We start from the raw sequence: 17,674 nt of genomic DNA, 5'->3' as shown, positions 1-17,674 counted from the left end.
TATTTCAACGTGATCTTACAAAATTAACGCAGCAGCGACAAGTTATTGCTGATTCTTATTCGTCCTAAACGATTTAATATAAGTTTTGTTTGCGTATGGTAAATTTTATTCACTAGAATAAAATGCCCATTACTTATTGCTTGGCCAGGAAAATTTGAAAAAGTGAGCTTGTTTCTCGAGCCGGTTCCTTCCCAGCTCAAGCTCAAACGAAGATGATGCCATTGCCATTGATAAATACGCTCCAACTGATTTGTCCGTTTATTAAGATGACACAAAACGATACCTTTTGACCAGTCTGAAGCTCCCTCTAAAGGCATGAGGGAAACAGGTTTACCCATAATGACTGCCTGGATTTTAGCATACTGAATAGCAATTCGTAGTTCATCAATTAGTGTTTGTTGCTCATTTTTATTAATAAAGTAAGTATATGAAGCAATTCCTATTGTTGATAAACCTATAAATAAGGTCATTGTTATAAGTAATTCCAGAAAAGTAAAGCCTTTTATTTTCATATATATGAACAATAATCCATGTTAAGTAACGTGCGAGTTGGGCCGGTAAATTATCATGTAATCCCATAATATTACAACTTAAAAGCACAATTCGCAGAAGATTCGGAATCGCTATATTCCAGATCTTCAAGATAAACACCGGACACTACTGTTTGCATGGGTTCATTTCTTCTACTTAAGGAGCGAAGCAAGCGAGGATTAATTTTACCGTCTTTATTCAATATACGGAGCATTCGAAAGCATTGGTGACAAGATAAATCCCAGCGGGCAAAATACTCTTCTTTATCAAGGATAGTGCCATCATTAAGTAAATCAAACACTTGATTAAATGACTCATATATCTCTTTACTATTGTGATTTTTTCGAAGCTCTTTCAATAAATTAATTACAATATGAAAAATCAGATGTGTATCATTGCGAATTTTGGCAAAATGCTCCAGGCAGGCAAAAGGATCTCTTAGTAAAAAGGAATGACGCGCATAATCAAAGATTTTTTTATCCGTGTTGTCCTTTAGTAAAGACTGAGATAACTTTAAAAAAACTGGATATACAGCTAATAAAATTTTATAGTTTTCTCTTTTGTTCGATGGGTTAGACTGAAGTACCTCATTTCCAAAAAAAGTCAGGGAGTTGTCATCTTGTGGGTAGTTTTTGGGTGAATGAGACCCCGAATTGAAATAAAGTGCCCTAAGTTCCTGAGCCTGTTGCATTAATTCCTTTCGATTAGGAGCAGTTGATTTTTCAATAAGTTGATATACTCTTTCAAACCATTGCTTATCCCCTCGATAACAACAGTATGAAAGTAATTCACCTAAAGAGCTGAACGTCTCATACATAAACTCTTCATTTTCATATTCCTCAGATTCATTTTTGTGATAGCGCATATCCAGGTAATTTTTGGTCTCTTCATAACCTGAATCAATCATTTTTTTTCTGGTTTCCTCACCTACTGTAAATGAGGAACTAGAAACGTTATCAACGTTGATTACAACAGACTGGCAGGCATATTTTCTTAATTTCAAACGATCTTTTTCCCAACCACTGGCAGGGTCACTCACTCCAGTTAACAGTCTATAAATCCAATTTAATACGAGATTTTCCCTGTAAACCCTATCCATTACACGATCTATTGCCTTACGTTCAGGTCCATCATCGAACTTTACCGCTAATACTCGTAAATTATTACCATACTCTGATTCGAGTAAGGTGCTATGATCATCAGAGAACGCCTCTGTAGGGAAATTGTTTAATACACCGCCATCATTATGTTCCTCTCCATCGATAATCGTTGATCTATAGACTATAGGGAAACTTGCTGATGTTTTAACTGCTTCACTTACCTCAAAATCCGGGGAATGTAACAAGGAAAAATATCTTGTTCTAGCCTGGCGTTTATTTGTAGCTGTAACCACTAACTCTCTTCCAATTCCACATTCAGGGCATTTTTTCCTTATCTCTTCCAGGGTCGCAAAGGTAATTTTTCCTTCCGGATAAGGGATTTTATATTGGGAAACAATTTTATTTAATTTATATGCGATCGCGTAATCCAGCGCAGTTTTTAAGGAATGAGCCTCTGAAATTCCATTAATATTAATATCAAAATGCACCAGATGTTCATGTTTAAAATGTTTGAATAACTCCTCAATTTCACTCGCAGAAAAACCTAGATAACACATTAAAGCCATGATGGCGCCTGCAGAACTCCCAGCAAACTTTTGAGGATATATTTTTGCTTCATTGAGCGCTTTCCAAACACCAATATGGGCAAAAATTTTTGCACCGCCACCACAAAAAACTATATTTTCAATATCAGGTTTTCTTTCTCGGACCAAAATTTCATGGGATTTTAAAAAACGAAATATTTCTACTTTTTTTGTTTCATATAATGAAACAACTTGTTTTTCCTTAATGGATTTACTTTTAATTCTTTGCTCATTCCACCATGGAAATAGCCAGTTCCAAATTCGCACATACCAAGGCGGCGCAGAGTTAAACCGTTGCATTGATCTATAATCATGCATTTTATCAAGGCGCTCTTGAGGGTCAGTTACTTCTATAGATTGGGGATGTGGACTTTTACAAACTGATTCAAATTTGATGTTTTTTATATTAAGAGAAGTAAGCTGCTCGACCAATTTATCTGTGATAAAAACCCGTTTAGTATTTCCCAGGGGTTCTTGTTGGGGATCATTCGTATCTTTGTACTTTGTTCCTGTTCCAGGAACAAGGAATTGATTGAAACCAATCAATACTCCATGGTTTCCATGACACATTTCAATACCAGTCAATTGATAATTGGATATTTTTTTCAGTGATAAATCCAAATCACTGATTTTCCAATACTCTAAATATTGCCCGTGAAACCAACTCAATATCCTTCCCCACCAAGTCAAGGGGACTTCAGCTGTAAAACCACGATATTCATTTACGGTAACCCCTCTTAAAAAAGCTTTAGTCTTGTTTTCTTGATGGGGTTCCAAAAACCATTGCATAAATAACGCTCTTTTTTCTTCACTGAGACGGGTAAAATCGAACATCATTTGCTCGTTATCAAATAAATAATTACCCAAAGCAATTTTATTATCTGGTGGCAGACCATTGATCTGCAGCCTCCCTAAAAAGGCGGTAATAATAATTTTTTTTAATAAATCCAGATTTTGAGTGTATTGGGCTGAGTCAGAGTCAAGCAACTGACTTATTACGTGTTGAGGTGTCATTACTTATCCTTAAGTTATGATATTCCATTAACTCATTCAGCAATTTTGTTTTACGTCTATTCCCAATATTGCCTCCTATTCTGCTGAAATCTTGTTTTATTTACCTCGATTTTTTTCCATCACCATTACAGGTTAACGACCGGATGCATATTTTTGTTTCCATTACAAATATAAGTAACATATATTGATATGAAATTAAATAGAGCTAATGAGAATCTAAAACTACTGATTGATTGAAATTGAATCTGAAGTATATGAATTTTGTCGCTTTATGGGACTTAGGAAAGCCTGGTTTTTCACTTTGGAGTACCAGGCTTTAAAGAGTTATAATCCTTGAATATCCTTTAGAATTTCTGCAACAACTAATTGCGGATTTGGTGATTGGGTGATTGGACGTCCAACTACCAAATAATCACTTCCTTCGTTGAGAGCCTGTTTTGGGGTCATCACCCGGGATTGATCATCTTTTGAATCACTTGTAAGTCTTATACCAGGGGTGACAGTAATAAATTGACTGCCGCAGGCGGCTTTAATTGTTTTCACTTCCTGGGCAGAACTGACGACTCCATCTAAACCAGATTCTTTGGCTAATACTGCCAATTTATTAACATGTTCAATAATGGGGGTATTGATGCCAATAGACATTAATTCATTTTGATTGAAACTGGTTAAAACAGTTACCGCTATGAGTATCGGACGGTCGGTTCCATAAGGCTCGATTGCTTTTTTTGCTGCCTCCATCATTTTCATTCCACCAGCAGCATGAACATTCATCATCCATACACCCAATTCAGCACCTGCTTTACAAGCTTTTGCAACCGTATTGGGGATATCATGAAACTTTAAATCCAAAAAAACTTTAAATTGCTTTTTAACCAATTGCTCTACAAAATGGGTACCAAGTCGTGTAAAAAGTTCACTCCCTACTTTTAAGGCACAACTTTCCGGATTAAGCTTATCGATTAACTTTAAAGCCTCAAGTTCGCTCTCAAAATCAAGAGCTACAATCAATTTCGTAGTCATATCTAGACAAGCGCCTCTTCTTCATGCATTTGTAAAGCCTTTTTAACCGCTCCAACAATTTTCTGTTGTTCCGCCTCTTGCAAGTAGGGGTGCATGGGTAAACTTATAACGCGACTGCTTGCAAATTCTGCATGGGGAAAATCACCCAATTTATAACCTAAATAAGCCATAGCAGTTTGTTGATGCAATGGGACTGGATAATGGACTGCGGTTGGAATTCCGGACTCGTTCATTGACTGTTGGAATGCATCTCGATTCTTTACTTCAATAGTATATTGAGCATACACGCTGGTGTTATAGCTATGGATAAAGGGTGTTTTTACAAATGGGGATAGCATTTCATCGTAATTTGCCGCAACCCTTTGTCGCATGATGATTTCATCAGGAAAAAGTTTTAATTTCTCAATTAAAACTGCTGCCTGGATGGTATCCATTCGACCATTAATCCCTATACGGTTATGGCAATAGCGTGCATTTTGGCCATGAATTCTTATCTCGATAAGTTTTTTGGCCAAATCATCATCATCAGTAAAGCATGCACCGGAATCGCCATATCCGCCTAAAGGCTTCGAGGGAAAAAAGCTGGTACAACCAATAGTTGATAAAGCACAAGAATATTTTCCTTTATAAGTTGCTCCAAAACTTTGTGCTGCATCTTCAATTACAGGAATACCAAAACGATCCGCAATGGCATTTATTTCATCATGATCAGCACATTGGCCATATAAACCAACGGGCATTATCGCTTTGGTCTTGCTGGTAATTGCAGTTTCTAGTTTGGCAGGATCCATATTGTAAGTGCGAGGATCAATATCCACAAAAACGGGTTTTGCCTGGCAAAGACTGATTACTTCCGTGGTCGCAAAAAAACTGAAAGGCGTGGTAATTACTTCATCACCTGGCTTGATATCCAAAGCCATTAAGGCCATTAACAAGGCATCAGTTCCGCTTGAGTTAACAATGACATGTTTCACACCAATAAACTCAGCTAATTGCTTCTCAAGTTGGGCAATTTCAGGCCCCATAATATATTGGCCATGATTCAAAACGTTTTTAATACTCGCTAAGATTTCGTTTTCTATTATTGAATACTGTTTTTTTAAATCGATAAATTGCATCATAAATCTCTTAAAATTAATTAATATCCTTCCAATCCATGGACAGGTTTCATTCTTCCCCAATTTTTACAACTGGGACAATGCCAATGCAGATGTTTTCCACCAAAACCACAGTGAATACATCGATAAACTGGTTTATTATCTAAAAATTTACTGGTTATATCATAAAGCATTTGTAATTTGTCACGAACTTTTCCGTGAGCAGATTCAAGATGCCAGTAGATTAACTGATTTAAACCCCTTATTGATGGATGTTTGCTTAAGTTATCGGCTACGAAGTCTATAGCGGCATCCATATTCTTTTGTTGCCTTAAATAATCAGCAATAACAAAAATTACAGAAGCTCGGGGATGATCTTCTAAAGTCTGTTCCAGATAATGGATGCACTCATCCATAGTATTTAATTCTTTGTGACAGACTACTAAAGGCTCAATAATTTCGGTCAAAAAATCGGCGTCTTGTTGCGGAACGCGTTTTAGTGAGCGGATTGCTTGTTTATACCGGCCTTCTTTCATTTCAAGGTTGGCATTCATTAAACTGGCCCGGACCGATTCATTGTCAACACTTATCGCCTGTTTTATACAATAAACTGCTTTATCAATCGCATTCGTTTTTAATGCCTGCGTAGCCATTTCACAATAATAATGAGCTGCTTGTATATGAAAACTTGTACCAGTGGAAATTTCCAATTTTTTAATTATATCCAAAGCCTTTTCCCATGCTTTTTCTTGCTGGTAAATCGCTAACAAGCCGTGTAAGCTGCTTGTCTCTTTGGATCCGCCTAATTCTACTACTTCTAAAAAAATTCGTTCTGCCCTATCAAATAAACCAGCACTCATATAGTCTTGGCCCAGAGCCATTAAAGATTCTTTTCTTTGTAAAATACTTAACTGAGGCCTAGCAATCAAATTCTGATGGATGCGGATGGCTCTATCCACCTCGCCACGGCGTCTGAATAGACTTCCTAATGCAAGATGAGTCTCTACGGTATCACTGTCCACTTCAAGCAGTTTAATAAACACATCAACCGCCTTATCAGGCTGTTCATTCAAGAGGTAGTTAAGTCCGACAACATACTCACGGGATAAACGATTGTAAAAGGTTGGATCTTCTTTGGGCTTACTACGATTTGCCATCCACCAACCTGACCAAGCAGCAGCAGGCAATAGTAATGGCCATAAATCAATCATTATTACCCTCCTCTGTGCATGTTATGTTTTTTATAATAACAAAAAAACTAATGTTGATCTTGCAATGGAATTGATCTTAAGTTTTTAATTTCTTTTTCAGTTAATTTCAATTGATTTTTAATCTTGTGACATTCTGCTTTGAGACGCCAATATTTTCCGATAAAAATTATAAAACCCACTAAAATACCAATACCTAGCATAATAGTCATAAGAACTGAGATAGGCATGGAGATTGTTTTAAAATATAAATTAACATCTACTGAACTAGCATTTAGGGCAGCAAAACTAACGCCAATAATAATGAGAAGTATATAAATAACCAGCATTAATATGCGCATAAATTGTTCCTTTTATGTTGCCAGTAAAGCGAAGCGAACTCTGGATAATCTACCAGAATATCAATAACCGGAATTACTCCGCTACGTTCAGGTTATTCAAATTTAATATACAAACAAAAAAGCGTAGAAAAATCTACGCTTTTTTTAACTATTTGACAATAAAGAAATTAATCACTTTCTTTACTTGCCATTTTTTCTTTCAACAAATCACCTAAGGTTGTTGTTGACGAACCTTCAGTTCTAGAGTACTTCTTGATAGCATCTGCTTCATCTTGAGCATCTTTCGCTTTTACTGACAGTGTAATTGAACGGTTTTTTCGATCAACATTGATGATTTTTGCTTCAATCTCGTCGCCTTCTTTTACAACGGTAGTAGCATCGTCAACACGCTCATCGGACAATTCACTTGCACGGATAGTACCAGTAATATCATCTGCTAAAGCTACAGTAACTGTTTTAGCATCAACAGCAACTACTGTTCCTTTAACAATGGCGCCTTTAGTGTACTCATCAACAAAACTAGTGAAGTTATCCCCTTCAAGTTGTTTAATGCCTAAAGAAATTCGCTCACGCTCAGGATCAATAGCCAGAATTACTGCTTCTAATTCTTGTCCTTTCTTAAACTGTTTTACTGCCTCTTCGCCAGGAACAGTCCATGAAATATCAGACAAATGAACTAAGCCATCGATATCCCCATCCAGACCAATGAAAATTCCAAAATCAGTGATTGAACGAATCTTGCCACTAACTTTTTGACCTTTGCTATGAGTGGCAGCGAATTGTTGCCATGGGTTACCAACACATTGCTTCATTCCTAAAGAAATACGGCGGCGTTCTTCATCAATTTCAAGAACCATAACATCAACAACATCACCCAAAGAAACTACTTTACTTGGATGAACGTTTTTGTTGGTCCAATCCATTTCGGACATGTGAACTAAACCTTCAACGCCTTCTTCGATTTCAACAAAACAACCGTAATCGGTAATATTGGTTACTTTACCTTGCAATTTCTTGCCTATAGGATAACGTTCTACAAGATCAACCCAAGGATCGTTACCTAATTGCTTCATACCTAAAGAAACACGGTTTCTTTCGCTGTCAAAGCTTAATACTTTTACTTTTACGTCTTGGCCAACTGATAATACTTCACTTGGATGTTTGACACGTTTCCAGGAAATATCAGTAATATGGAGCAAGCCATCTATGCCGCCCAAGTCGATAAACGCACCGTAATCGGTAAGATTTTTAACAATACCATGAAGCTCTTGGCCTTCATGCAATGACTCAAGCAACGCTTGTCTGTCAGCACTGCTTTCTTCTTCAACAACTGCACGACGTGATACAACAATATTGTTGCGCTTTAAATCCATTTTAATAACTTTGAATTCAAGCTCTTTTCCTTCCAGATAAGAAGGATCTCTTACAGGTCTGACGTCCACTAATGAACCAGGTAAGAAGGCGCGAATAGTACCAATTTCAACAGTAAATCCACCTTTGACTTTTCCGGAGATAAGACCAGTGACTGTTTCATTGTTCTCGTGTGATTTAGATAATTTTCGCCAAGCTTCCTGACGTTTTGCTTTTTCTCTTGAAAGGATTGTTTCGCCGTAGCCATCTTCGACGGAATCTAGGGCTACTTCTACAGTATCACCCAGGCTAACTTCCAGCGCACCATCTTTATCATAAAATTCTTGTTTAGGAACGATACCTTCAGATTTTAGACCGGCATTTAAAATGACATAGTCATTATCGATACCGATAACTTTGGCATTAATAATGGCACCAGGATAAAATTGAGCACCGGCAATACTTTGCTCAAACAATTCTTTGAAACTTTCAGACATGTTAATAAACTCTTTAGTAAAAAAATGAAAGAATGAGTTCCACTCATCTTTCCCCTAGTAAACCTTAAGCATTGTGCAAATGTTCATTAATTAATTCTAAACGCTCGTTAATTAATTTTAATACAATATTAAACACTTGTACAATGGATAAGCTGGTTGTATCAATTTGCACTGCATCCTCTGCAGGCTTTAATGGCGCATGCGAACGACCAGTATCCCTTACATCGCGTTTAGCCAATTCTTCTACAACGTGCGCGAGGCTAACATTAATTCCTTTTTCTTTCAACTGTAAATATCGTCTATTTGCTCTTTCTTCTTCATTTGCATATAAAAAAACTTTTAACATAGCCTTTGGAAACACTACTGTGCCCATATCTCGGCCATCTGTAACCAAACCGGGAGCCTGGGCAAAATTACGTTGACGCTCCAGCAAGGCCTGTCGTACTTCCTGAATAGCAGCAATTTGTGATGCATCTTGACCGCATTGCTCGCTTCGAATTTCTGAGCTGATGTCCTCATTATCCAGAATAACTCGTGTCCCCTCTTCACTTGAGGCTCCAAAGCGTAAATTTAAAGCGCGTGCTAAAGCAGTTAATTGTTGCACATCCTGAAAATCTATATTTTTTTTTCTTGCCGCATAAGCGAGGACGCGATAAATTGCGCCGCTATCAAGCATATTCCATTGCAGATGTTTTGCAAGTAATTGGCATATCGTTCCCTTACCAGTCCCACTTGGTCCATCTATAGTTACTACGGGTACAGCGTCATTGTACATTTTCAACAGTTTCCTCTATTTGAAGTTGAAGTTCCCTTGCTGTTTCTTTAAACAAGGGAAAAGAGGTAGCTACATTGACACAATTTTTGATAGTAACCGGTTCATTAGCTACAGCTCCAGCAATTGCAAAAGACATGGCAATGCGGTGATCTCCCTTACTTTCAACAGTACCTCCCTGGATAACCCCACCTTCAATCATTGCTCCATCCTCTAATGCTTCCGCATATATACCCAATCTATTCAGACCATCCACCATAGTAGCAATACGATCGCTTTCTTTAAAACGTAATTCACTTGCCCCATGAAGTGTGGTTCGTCCCTGGGCACAGGCAGCGGCTATAAAAATAGCAGGAAATTCATCAATTGCAAGGGGAACCATCTTCGCTCCAATATCAATTCCCTTCAATGGAGCATATTTGACGCATAAATCAGCCACCCACTCCTCTCCTAACTGTCGCTGATTGAGCAGAGTAATATTGGCTCCCATTTCCAGTAAAATATGAATTATTCCTGTACGCGTTGGATTAATTCCTACATTACGAATAATTACATCAGAACCAGGGACAATTGTGGCAGCAACAATAAAAAAAGCTGCCGATGAAATATCTCCTGGAACAAAAATCTCCGTGCCTTGACATTCGCTTGCTGAATTAATGATTAGGGTATTATCCTTTTTTTGTATAGGATAGGAGAAATATTTAAGCATCAACTCTGTATGATCGCGACTTATGCCTGTTTCGGTAATTAACGTCTCCCCTTCAGCATAAAGTCCCGCCAATAAAAGACAGGATTTTACCTGAGCACTTGCCTCGGGCATGACATAATGTATTCCCTTAAGCTTTTTTCCTCCTCTAATAGTAATAGGAGGTTTACCATCCAGAGTAGTAATATCAGCACCCATCTGTGTCAAGGGCTTGCTAACCCGTAACATGGGTCTCTTCAACAAACTTTCGTCACCTGTTAATTGACTATCAAAAGTTTGGGCAGCCAACAATCCAGCGAGTAAACGCATGCTGGTTCCAGAATTTCCACAATCAATCACTTTTTCAGGTTTCTTCAATCCATGCTTTCCAACACCATAAATTACCACTTGCTGCTCATCTGGTCCTTCTATGGTAACTCCCATGGATTGAAATGCTTTCAATGTGGCCATGCAATCTTCACCATCAAGAAATCCATTAATAATGGTTGTTCCCTTGGCTATAGAACCGAAGATAATTGAACGGTGGGAAATGGATTTATCACCAGGTACAGTGATTTCACCTTTTAGTGATTGAACTGGTTTACTTATAAAATTATGAATTCTCACCGGCTATTTTCCTTCGCAAATTCGGACATGAACTCGATGAGTGAATCCACCCCAGCCATTGGCATTGCATTATAAAGGCTGGCACGAATTCCCCCCACAAGTCGATGTCCCTTTAAAGCATATAAACCCCTTAGTTGGGCTAACCGAAGAAATTCATTCTCTAAGTTTTTATTTTTAAGCGAGAAACAAATATTAACAATTGAGCGTACTTCAGGATCTATATCTGTTGTATAAAAATCGGTACTATCCAGATATTGATATAACTTAGCTGCTTTTTGGCAATTAATACGATAAAGCTCTTCAACACCGCCCTGTTTCTTTATCCAGTCAAACATTTTATCAGCCAAATAACAATTGAAAACTGGCAGCGTTGCGTACAGCGAATGATGTTCAGCCTGAATCTTGTAGCTTAACATTGTTGGCACATGAGGGATTGGCATTCTTTCCAACAGATCATCCCTGATAATTACAATGGTTAGACCGGCATTCGCAATATTTTTCTGGGCACCTGCAAAAATTAATCCGAACTGTTTGATATCTATAGGTTCGGTAAGTAAAGCAGATGTCATGTCTGCAATTAATGGAATTCCATTCGTTTTAGGGACATAAGGGAAGCGAATGCCATTTACGGTTTCATTGGGTGTGTAATAAACATAGGAGGTATTTTCTTTTATTATCCACTTTTTAGGATTTGGAATTGTCTTATACCCATTTTGTTCATCACTGGTGATACAGTATGCTTTTTTTAAGTGTTGTGCCTCACAAAGAGCCATATGCGACCATATTCCGGTCACTAAGTATCCCGCCTGCTCGTCTGGATGCAAAAAATTCATTGGGATCATTGCAAATTGGGTTCGGGCTACGCCTCCCAGAAACAATACGTGGTAATTTTGCGGTATAAAGAGTAATTCTCTTAACGTCTGCTCTGCATGATTGATGAGAGCAAGAAATTCCGGAGTACGATGTCCCACTTCGAGTACCGATACCCCTAAATTTTGCCAATCCAGAAATTCCTCTTGGGCTTCCTTCAGGATTGCTTCAGGAAGCATGGAAGGACCAGCACCAAAATTATAAACTCGAGTTGTCATCGTCGTTTTCTTCGATTTCATTTAAGTTTTCAGACTCACTAGAATCATCACCCAAATCTTCAATTTTTTGCATGCCGACTACTTTTTCACCCGGACTGACATTGATCAAGCGCACTCCCTGGGTATTTCGGCCAATCACAGACAACTCATTGATTCTGAAGCGTACCAATGTTCCCTTGTCTGTTATAAGCATCGCTTCATCTGCATCTGTAACTTGGACGGAGCGAACCACTTTACCATTACGTTCGGTTACCTGAATGGAGATAACTCCTTGTCCTCCTCGTCCAGAAACCCGGTATTCTTCAATTGAAGTACGCTTACCGTACCCATTTTCTGTAGCGGTCAATATGGTACCCTCTGGATGAGCTACTACTAGAGAAATAACTGCCTGACCTTCTTCTATGCGAATACCGCGTACACCGCGGGCAGTACGTCCCATTGGACGCACTTTATTTTCATCAAAACGCACTACTTTGCCTGCATCGGTAAATAACATGATGTCCTTGCTGCCATCGGTGATATCTACTCCTACCAAACTGTCATCTTCATCGAGATCGACAGCAATAATTCCATTTGATCTGGGTCTGCTGAAGGCATCTAAAGGTACTTTCTTAACCGTTCCTTTCTTGGTAGCCATAAACACATAATAACCATCCAGGTATTCCCTGACTGGCAACATGGCATTAATTTCTTCCCCTTCTGCAAGCGGCAAGATATTTATAATTGGACGGCCCCGGGATATACGGCTGGCCAAAGGGAGCTGATAAGCTTTCAGCCAATAGAGTTTTCCATGGTTAGAAAAGCAAAGTAATGTATCGTGTGTACTTGCGATAACCAGGCGAGAAACAAAGTCTTCGTCTTTAACGTTAGTTGCAGATTTACCTTTCCCACCGCGACGCTGCGCCTGATATGCAGTAAGAGGTTGATATTTTACATAACCTTGATGGGATAAAGTAACTACTACATTTTCTTCAGTAATTAAATCCTCAATCGTTAAATCTTCTTGTGATGCGGTAATTTCAGTACGGCGTTCGTCACCAAATTGTGCTTTAATCTCTAGAAACTCATCTCGTATTACCTGCATAAGACGCTCAGGAGATGCTAATATTTCCAATAATTCACGAATCAACTGCAATAATTCCTCGAACTCACCTAGAATCTTGTCCTGTTCCAGTGCGGTTAAACGATGAAGTCTTAATTCCAGGATAGCTTGAGCCTGGGTTTCTGATAATTTATATCCATTAGCAGCCAAACCAAACTCTGCTGCCAAATCATCAGGGCGTGATGCATCGGATCCAGCTCGCTCCAGCATTGATTTAACCATTCCTGGTTCCCATAATTTAGCAAGTAACGCTTCTTTAGCATCTTGAGGAGTTGGTGATTGTTTTATCAATGCAATCATCTCATCGATATTGGCTAATGCAATACCCAAACCTTCTAGTATATGGGCACGACTTCGTGCTTTTTTAAGATCAAACAAGGTTCTACGAGTCACTACTTCACGACGGTGCTTGATAAAATACTCAAGAATTTGTTTCAAATTCAATGTGCGGGGCTGGCCATCTACCAAAGCCACCATATTAATTCCAAACACATTTTGCATTTGAGTGTGGGCATAAAGGTTATTTAAAATGACATCAGCTACTTCGTTTCGTTTCAACTCAATAACTACGCGCATACCTTGTTTATCTGATTCATCTCTAAGGCCCGAGATTCCCTCGATTTTTTTATCACGGACCAATTCGGCAATACGCTCCACCAATCGGGCTTTATTCACCTGATAAGGAAGTTCGGTAATAATTATTGCCTGACGACCTGAGTCTTCATCTGTTTCAATCTCGGTGCGCGCACGGATAATAGCTCGACCTTTACCTGTCCGATAGCCTTGAATAATTCCGGCCCTGCCGTTAATAATGGCTGCTGTCGGAAAATCAGGCCCAGGAATAATCTCCATAATTTCGTCGAGACTCAATTCAGGATTATCAACCAAGGCAATACATGCATTAATCACTTCTGTAAGGTTATGTGGTGGAATATTGGTCGCCATACCCACAGCAATACCTGAAGATCCATTCACTAATAAATTGGGGACGCGCGATGGTAAAACTACAGGGGCAAATTCAGTTTCGTCATAGTTAGGACTAAAATCAACGGTTTCCTTTTCAAGATCAGCCAGTAATGCATGGGCAACTTTAGACATTCGCACTTCAGTATATCGCATAGCTGCGGGCGCATCGCCATCTACGGAACCAAAGTTACCCTGGCCATCAACCAAGAGATACCGCATTGAAAAAGGCTGTGCCATCCTAACGATAGTATCATAAACTGCTGTGTCACCATGTGGATGGTATTTACCGATTACATCCCCCACCACACGTGCAGATTTTTTATAAGGTTTATTCCAGTCATTGCCTAATTCACTCATTGCATAAAGCACGCGCCGATGTACTGGCTTAAGCCCATCACGAACATCAGGTAAAGCCCTGCCCACAATAACACTCATCGCATAATCGAGATAAGATTGTTTTAATTCATCTTCAATATTAACTGGCAAGACTTCTTTAGCTAGATAAACCATAGTTTGGAGGTATCCCTTGACAATAATTTTATTAATAAAGAATATCACATAGACTGATTTAATTAAATCATCTACACTAAATTGTAGCCTTAGAGAAACACTGAATTCCCCTATTTTTCTAGGGATTAACTTTTAAATATTGATATCCTGGCCCCTTTCTTTGGACGGGCAAATTTTTATTTTTTACTGTCAATCTTGAAAATTCTAAACCATAATAAAATTGACTGTAAGTGCTCATTTTGTATATAGTGCCACGCACAAACAATAAGAATCCTTTATCAGGAGAAGCAATGACCAATAAAACAGCTAAACTTAGCCTTGAAGGCCAAGAGCCGCTCGAATTACCAGTATATACTCCTACCTTGGGGAATGATGTTATTGATATAACCCAACTGGGTGCACGTGGCGTCTTTACCTTTGATCAAGGTTTTTTATCGACTGCTTCCTGTGAATCTAAAATCACATATATAGATGGCGATAAAGGTATATTGCTCTATCGCGGTTACCCTATCGAGCAATTGGCTGAGAAAAAAGATTTTCTTGACGTAAGCTATCTTCTGCTCAACGGTGAATTACCTAATGCCGAAGAAAAGAAGAAATTTGTCAGCTTGATTAACAACCACACGATGGTACATCAACAAATGTACCAATTCCTGAACGGTTTCCGTCGTGATGCGCACCCCATGGCAATTATGGTGGGAATGGTTGGTGCATTATCTGCTTTTTATCATGATACTATGGATTTAAACAATGCCGAGGACCGCTTTATTTCTGCGATACGTATGGTTGCTAAAATGCCTACCTTTGCAGCAATGAGTTATAAATACTCTATAGGATTACCTTATATATATCCTCAAAATAAAATGTCTTATGCTGAAAACTTCCTGCATATGATGTTTAGCGTTCCTACAGAAGAATCCACACCCGATCCTGTTCTGGTCCGCGCTATGGATACTATTTTTATTTTACATGCAGACCATGAACAAAATGCTTCTACGTCAACAGTTCGCCTCGCCGGCTCAACAGGCGCGAATCCTTTTGCCTGTATTTCAGCTGGAATCGGTGCATTATGGGGACCCGCACATGGAGGGGCAAATGAAGCATGCCTTAACATGCTCAAGGAAATTGGAAGTGTTGACCGCATTCAACATTACATTAAACGAGCAAAAGATAAAGATGATCCATTCCGATTAATGGGCTTTGGCCATCGCGTTTACAAGAGCTATGATCCCAGGGCGAAGGTAATGCGTCAAACTTGCTATGATGTATTGGAAGCGGTGGGTGCGAAAGATGCTCCACTCTTCAAGCTGGCTATGGAACTCGAACGCATTGCTCTTGAAGATGATTATTTCATTAAGAAGAAGCTTTATCCTAACGTTGATTTCTATTCGGGTCTTACTTTAAGTGCTATAGGAATCCCAACTAATATGTTTACCGTAGTTTTCGCCTTAGCTCGTACTGTTGGTTGGATGAGCCATTGGATGGAAATGGTTGCTACCAAATCAAGAATTGGTAGACCACGCCAGCTGTACACTGGTGAAAAAACCAGAAATGTACCCTAATACAACAACCTGGGTGGAAGCTTTTGCGAAACCCAGGATACTTCCCGGTTAACAGAGGTTCTTAATCGGGATTTATTTTATATCACCATAAAGTTTATTTTTTTGCCTTTTGTAAAGCCTTCACCCAACCACGATAATCCAATTCTACTTGTTCGAGGGCTCTTTGTGGATTAAATGTTTGTTCTATGTCCCAGTTTTCATGCAGATCACTTAAAGAATTAAAAATACCAGATCCTAAAGCTGCCAATATCGCTGCGCCCTTGGCAGTAGTCTCAATATCTCTAGGCTTTTGAACCTGCAATTGACATTGATCTGCCAAAAACTGCAAGAACCAGCTGTTGACAGCCATTCCCCCGTCAACACGTAATAATGAAATATCCAACTGGCTGTCCTCGCGCATGCAATGACACACTTCACGCGTTTGATAACAAACTCCTTCTAATGCAGCCCGGGCAAAATGGGCTTTGTTGGTGGATAAACTTAATCCTACCATTGTTGCCCCGGGTACAGATAACCAATGAGGTGCGCCTAAACCTGTAAAAGCCGACACTAAATAAACCCCTTCATTTCCTTGCAAGGAATTGGCTAATGTCTCAGTTTCCTCCGCATGGGTAATAAGCTTCATTGAGTCGCGTAACCACCTTACAGTAGTACCAGCATGATAAATGCTACCCTCCAGTCCATAAACTGTTTGTCCCTGAATTTTATAGGCAACTGTTGTTAAAAGTTTGTGTTGTGATAAAACAGGCTTAGCTCCTGTATTAAGTAATAAAAAAGCACCTGTTCCAAAAGTTGCTTTAACCATTCCAATGTTGAAGCATCCCTGGCCAATTAATGCAGCTTGCTGATCGCCTGCGACCCCCGTAATGGGAAGTTCCTTGCCTAACCACTGTTTATCAATAATTCCAAAATTGCTATCACTTGCACACACTTTAGGTAAAACCGACTCGGGAATTTTAAAAAAATCAAGTAAATCTAAATCCCATCGTTCCTCTTTTATATTAAAAAGCATAGTCCTTGAGGCGTTGGTGATATCAGTTAAATGCAAGTGTTCACTAGTTAAGCGCCAGATAAGGAAACTATCAATAGTACCAAAAGCCAAATTTCCTTTTTCTGCCAAATCCTTTGCTTCCGGGATATTGTCCAAATACCATTTTAATTTAGTGGCAGAAAAATAAGGATCAGGAATCAGGCCTGTTTTCTCCTGGACCATTGATTCAAAAGACGAAAGCGTCTTACAGTATTCAGCGGTTCTACGATCTTGCCAGACAATAGCAGGAGCAAGACATTCCCCTGTTTTTTTATTCCAGATTACCGTAGTTTCTCTTTGATTTGTCAGGCCGCACGCGATGGTTTGGTCTACCGAAACTTGCGATACCACATCGCGCATGGCTGCTAAAGTTTTTTGCCAAATTTCCTCTGGATTATGCTCGACCCAGCCTGCTTGCGGATAATGTTGGGTAAGTGGATATTGGCTGGAGGTCACTAATTTTCCATGAACAGTGTATATCATGGCGCGTGTACTGCTCGTTCCCTGATCTATTGCAAGTAAATAATTCATTGTGGCAGAGTTCCTTGTCCCAACTATTATGTGTATATTGGTAAGTGTATACTTTT

The 17,674-nt window shown here is 39.0% G+C and carries 13 protein-coding genes; 1 reads left to right on the top strand and 12 read right to left on the bottom strand.

Annotated elements, in window-relative coordinates; genetic code table 11:
* Positions 1-23 precede the first annotated feature (23 nt).
* From KYQ_RS04080 to gyrA, 11 genes are all read right to left on the bottom strand, one after another.
* On the bottom strand, positions 24-512 hold the full coding sequence (locus tag KYQ_RS04080) for a GspH/FimT family pseudopilin (RefSeq protein WP_010653842.1): 489 nt from the start codon (positions 510-512) through the stop codon (positions 24-26).
* A gap of 71 nt (positions 513-583) precedes the next feature.
* Positions 584-3,229: a Dot/Icm T4SS effector VpdC gene (gene vpdC, locus KYQ_RS04075; RefSeq protein ID WP_010653843.1), complete on the bottom strand. Its 2,646-nt coding sequence runs from the start codon at positions 3,227-3,229 to the stop codon at positions 584-586.
* Between the two features lie 324 nt (positions 3,230-3,553).
* A complete protein-coding gene (gene pyrF, locus KYQ_RS04070) occupies positions 3,554-4,252 on the bottom strand; it encodes an orotidine-5'-phosphate decarboxylase (RefSeq protein ID WP_010653844.1) in 699 nt (232 codons plus the stop codon).
* A 2-nt stretch (positions 4,253-4,254) separates the two neighbouring features.
* On the bottom strand, positions 4,255-5,370 hold the full coding sequence (locus KYQ_RS04065) for a DegT/DnrJ/EryC1/StrS family aminotransferase (protein WP_010653845.1): 1,116 nt from the start codon (positions 5,368-5,370) through the stop codon (positions 4,255-4,257).
* Positions 5,371-5,390: 20 nt separating this feature from the next.
* Positions 5,391-6,560 carry a lipopolysaccharide assembly protein LapB gene (gene lapB, locus KYQ_RS04060; protein ID WP_010653846.1) on the bottom strand — a complete coding sequence of 390 codons (1,170 nt, stop codon included), beginning with the start codon at positions 6,558-6,560 and terminating at the stop codon, positions 5,391-5,393.
* Between the two features lie 47 nt (positions 6,561-6,607).
* Complete coding sequence (locus tag KYQ_RS04055) at positions 6,608-6,898, bottom strand: LapA family protein (RefSeq protein ID WP_010653847.1); 291 nt, start codon at positions 6,896-6,898, stop codon at positions 6,608-6,610.
* A gap of 167 nt (positions 6,899-7,065) precedes the next feature.
* The gene (gene rpsA, locus KYQ_RS04050; protein ID WP_010653848.1) at positions 7,066-8,745 is read right to left on the bottom strand and encodes a 30S ribosomal protein S1; all 1,680 of its coding nucleotides are present in this window, start codon (positions 8,743-8,745) and stop codon (positions 7,066-7,068) included.
* A 64-nt stretch (positions 8,746-8,809) separates the two neighbouring features.
* Positions 8,810-9,520 carry a (d)CMP kinase gene (cmk, locus tag KYQ_RS04045; protein ID WP_010653849.1) on the bottom strand — a complete coding sequence of 237 codons (711 nt, stop codon included), beginning with the start codon at positions 9,518-9,520 and terminating at the stop codon, positions 8,810-8,812.
* Positions 9,510-10,829: a 3-phosphoshikimate 1-carboxyvinyltransferase gene (gene aroA, locus KYQ_RS04040; protein ID WP_010653850.1), complete on the bottom strand. Its 1,320-nt coding sequence runs from the start codon at positions 10,827-10,829 to the stop codon at positions 9,510-9,512. The genes cmk and aroA overlap by 11 nt, the downstream gene beginning before the upstream one ends.
* Positions 10,826-11,917, bottom strand: a complete 1,092-nt coding sequence (gene serC, locus KYQ_RS04035; RefSeq protein WP_010653851.1) for a 3-phosphoserine/phosphohydroxythreonine transaminase — start codon at positions 11,915-11,917, stop codon at positions 10,826-10,828. The genes aroA and serC overlap by 4 nt, the downstream gene beginning before the upstream one ends.
* A complete protein-coding gene (gene gyrA, locus KYQ_RS04030) occupies positions 11,898-14,495 on the bottom strand; it encodes a DNA gyrase subunit A (RefSeq protein ID WP_010653852.1) in 2,598 nt (865 codons plus the stop codon). Before gyrA ends, serC begins: the two co-directional genes overlap by 20 nt.
* 290 nt (positions 14,496-14,785) lie before the next feature.
* On the opposite strand from gyrA, the gene gltA reads away from it, so the two are divergent.
* Positions 14,786-16,057 (top strand): citrate synthase, encoded by a 1,272-nt coding sequence (gltA, locus tag KYQ_RS04020; RefSeq protein WP_010653853.1) that lies wholly within the window; start codon positions 14,786-14,788, stop codon positions 16,055-16,057.
* Between the two features lie 94 nt (positions 16,058-16,151).
* On the opposite strand, the gene glpK is transcribed toward gltA, so the two are convergent.
* Positions 16,152-17,618: a glycerol kinase GlpK gene (glpK, locus tag KYQ_RS04015; protein ID WP_010653854.1), complete on the bottom strand. Its 1,467-nt coding sequence runs from the start codon at positions 17,616-17,618 to the stop codon at positions 16,152-16,154.
* Between the last annotated feature and the right edge of the window lie 56 nt (positions 17,619-17,674).

The sequence above is a fragment of the Fluoribacter dumoffii NY 23 genome (assembly GCF_000236165.1).
GTDB classification, from domain to species: Bacteria; Pseudomonadota; Gammaproteobacteria; order Legionellales; family Legionellaceae; genus Legionella; species Legionella dumoffii.
The sequence above is the reverse complement of the archived record's forward strand: the minus strand, read 5'-3'. Positions and strand labels throughout refer to the sequence as shown.

Coding starts and splice junctions, on each gene's coding strand:
- KYQ_RS04080 (WP_010653842.1), bottom strand. CDS start 512: ATGAAAATAAAAGGCTTTACTTTTCTGGAATTACTTATAACAATGACC.
- vpdC (WP_010653843.1), bottom strand. CDS start 3,229: ATGACACCTCAACACGTAATAAGTCAGTTGCTTGACTCTGACTCAGCC.
- pyrF (WP_010653844.1), bottom strand. CDS start 4,252: ATGACTACGAAATTGATTGTAGCTCTTGATTTTGAGAGCGAACTTGAG.
- KYQ_RS04065 (WP_010653845.1), bottom strand. CDS start 5,370: ATGCAATTTATCGATTTAAAAAAACAGTATTCAATAATAGAAAACGAA.
- lapB (WP_010653846.1), bottom strand. CDS start 6,560: ATGATTGATTTATGGCCATTACTATTGCCTGCTGCTGCTTGGTCAGGT.
- KYQ_RS04055 (WP_010653847.1), bottom strand. CDS start 6,898: ATGCGCATATTAATGCTGGTTATTTATATACTTCTCATTATTATTGGC.
- rpsA (WP_010653848.1), bottom strand. CDS start 8,745: ATGTCTGAAAGTTTCAAAGAATTGTTTGAGCAAAGTATTGCCGGTGCT.
- cmk (WP_010653849.1), bottom strand. CDS start 9,520: ATGTACAATGACGCTGTACCCGTAGTAACTATAGATGGACCAAGTGGG.
- serC (WP_010653851.1), bottom strand. CDS start 11,917: ATGACAACTCGAGTTTATAATTTTGGTGCTGGTCCTTCCATGCTTCCT.
- gyrA (WP_010653852.1), bottom strand. CDS start 14,495: ATGGTTTATCTAGCTAAAGAAGTCTTGCCAGTTAATATTGAAGATGAA.
- gltA (WP_010653853.1), top strand. CDS start 14,786: ATGACCAATAAAACAGCTAAACTTAGCCTTGAAGGCCAAGAGCCGCTC.
- glpK (WP_010653854.1), bottom strand. CDS start 17,618: ATGAATTATTTACTTGCAATAGATCAGGGAACGAGCAGTACACGCGCC.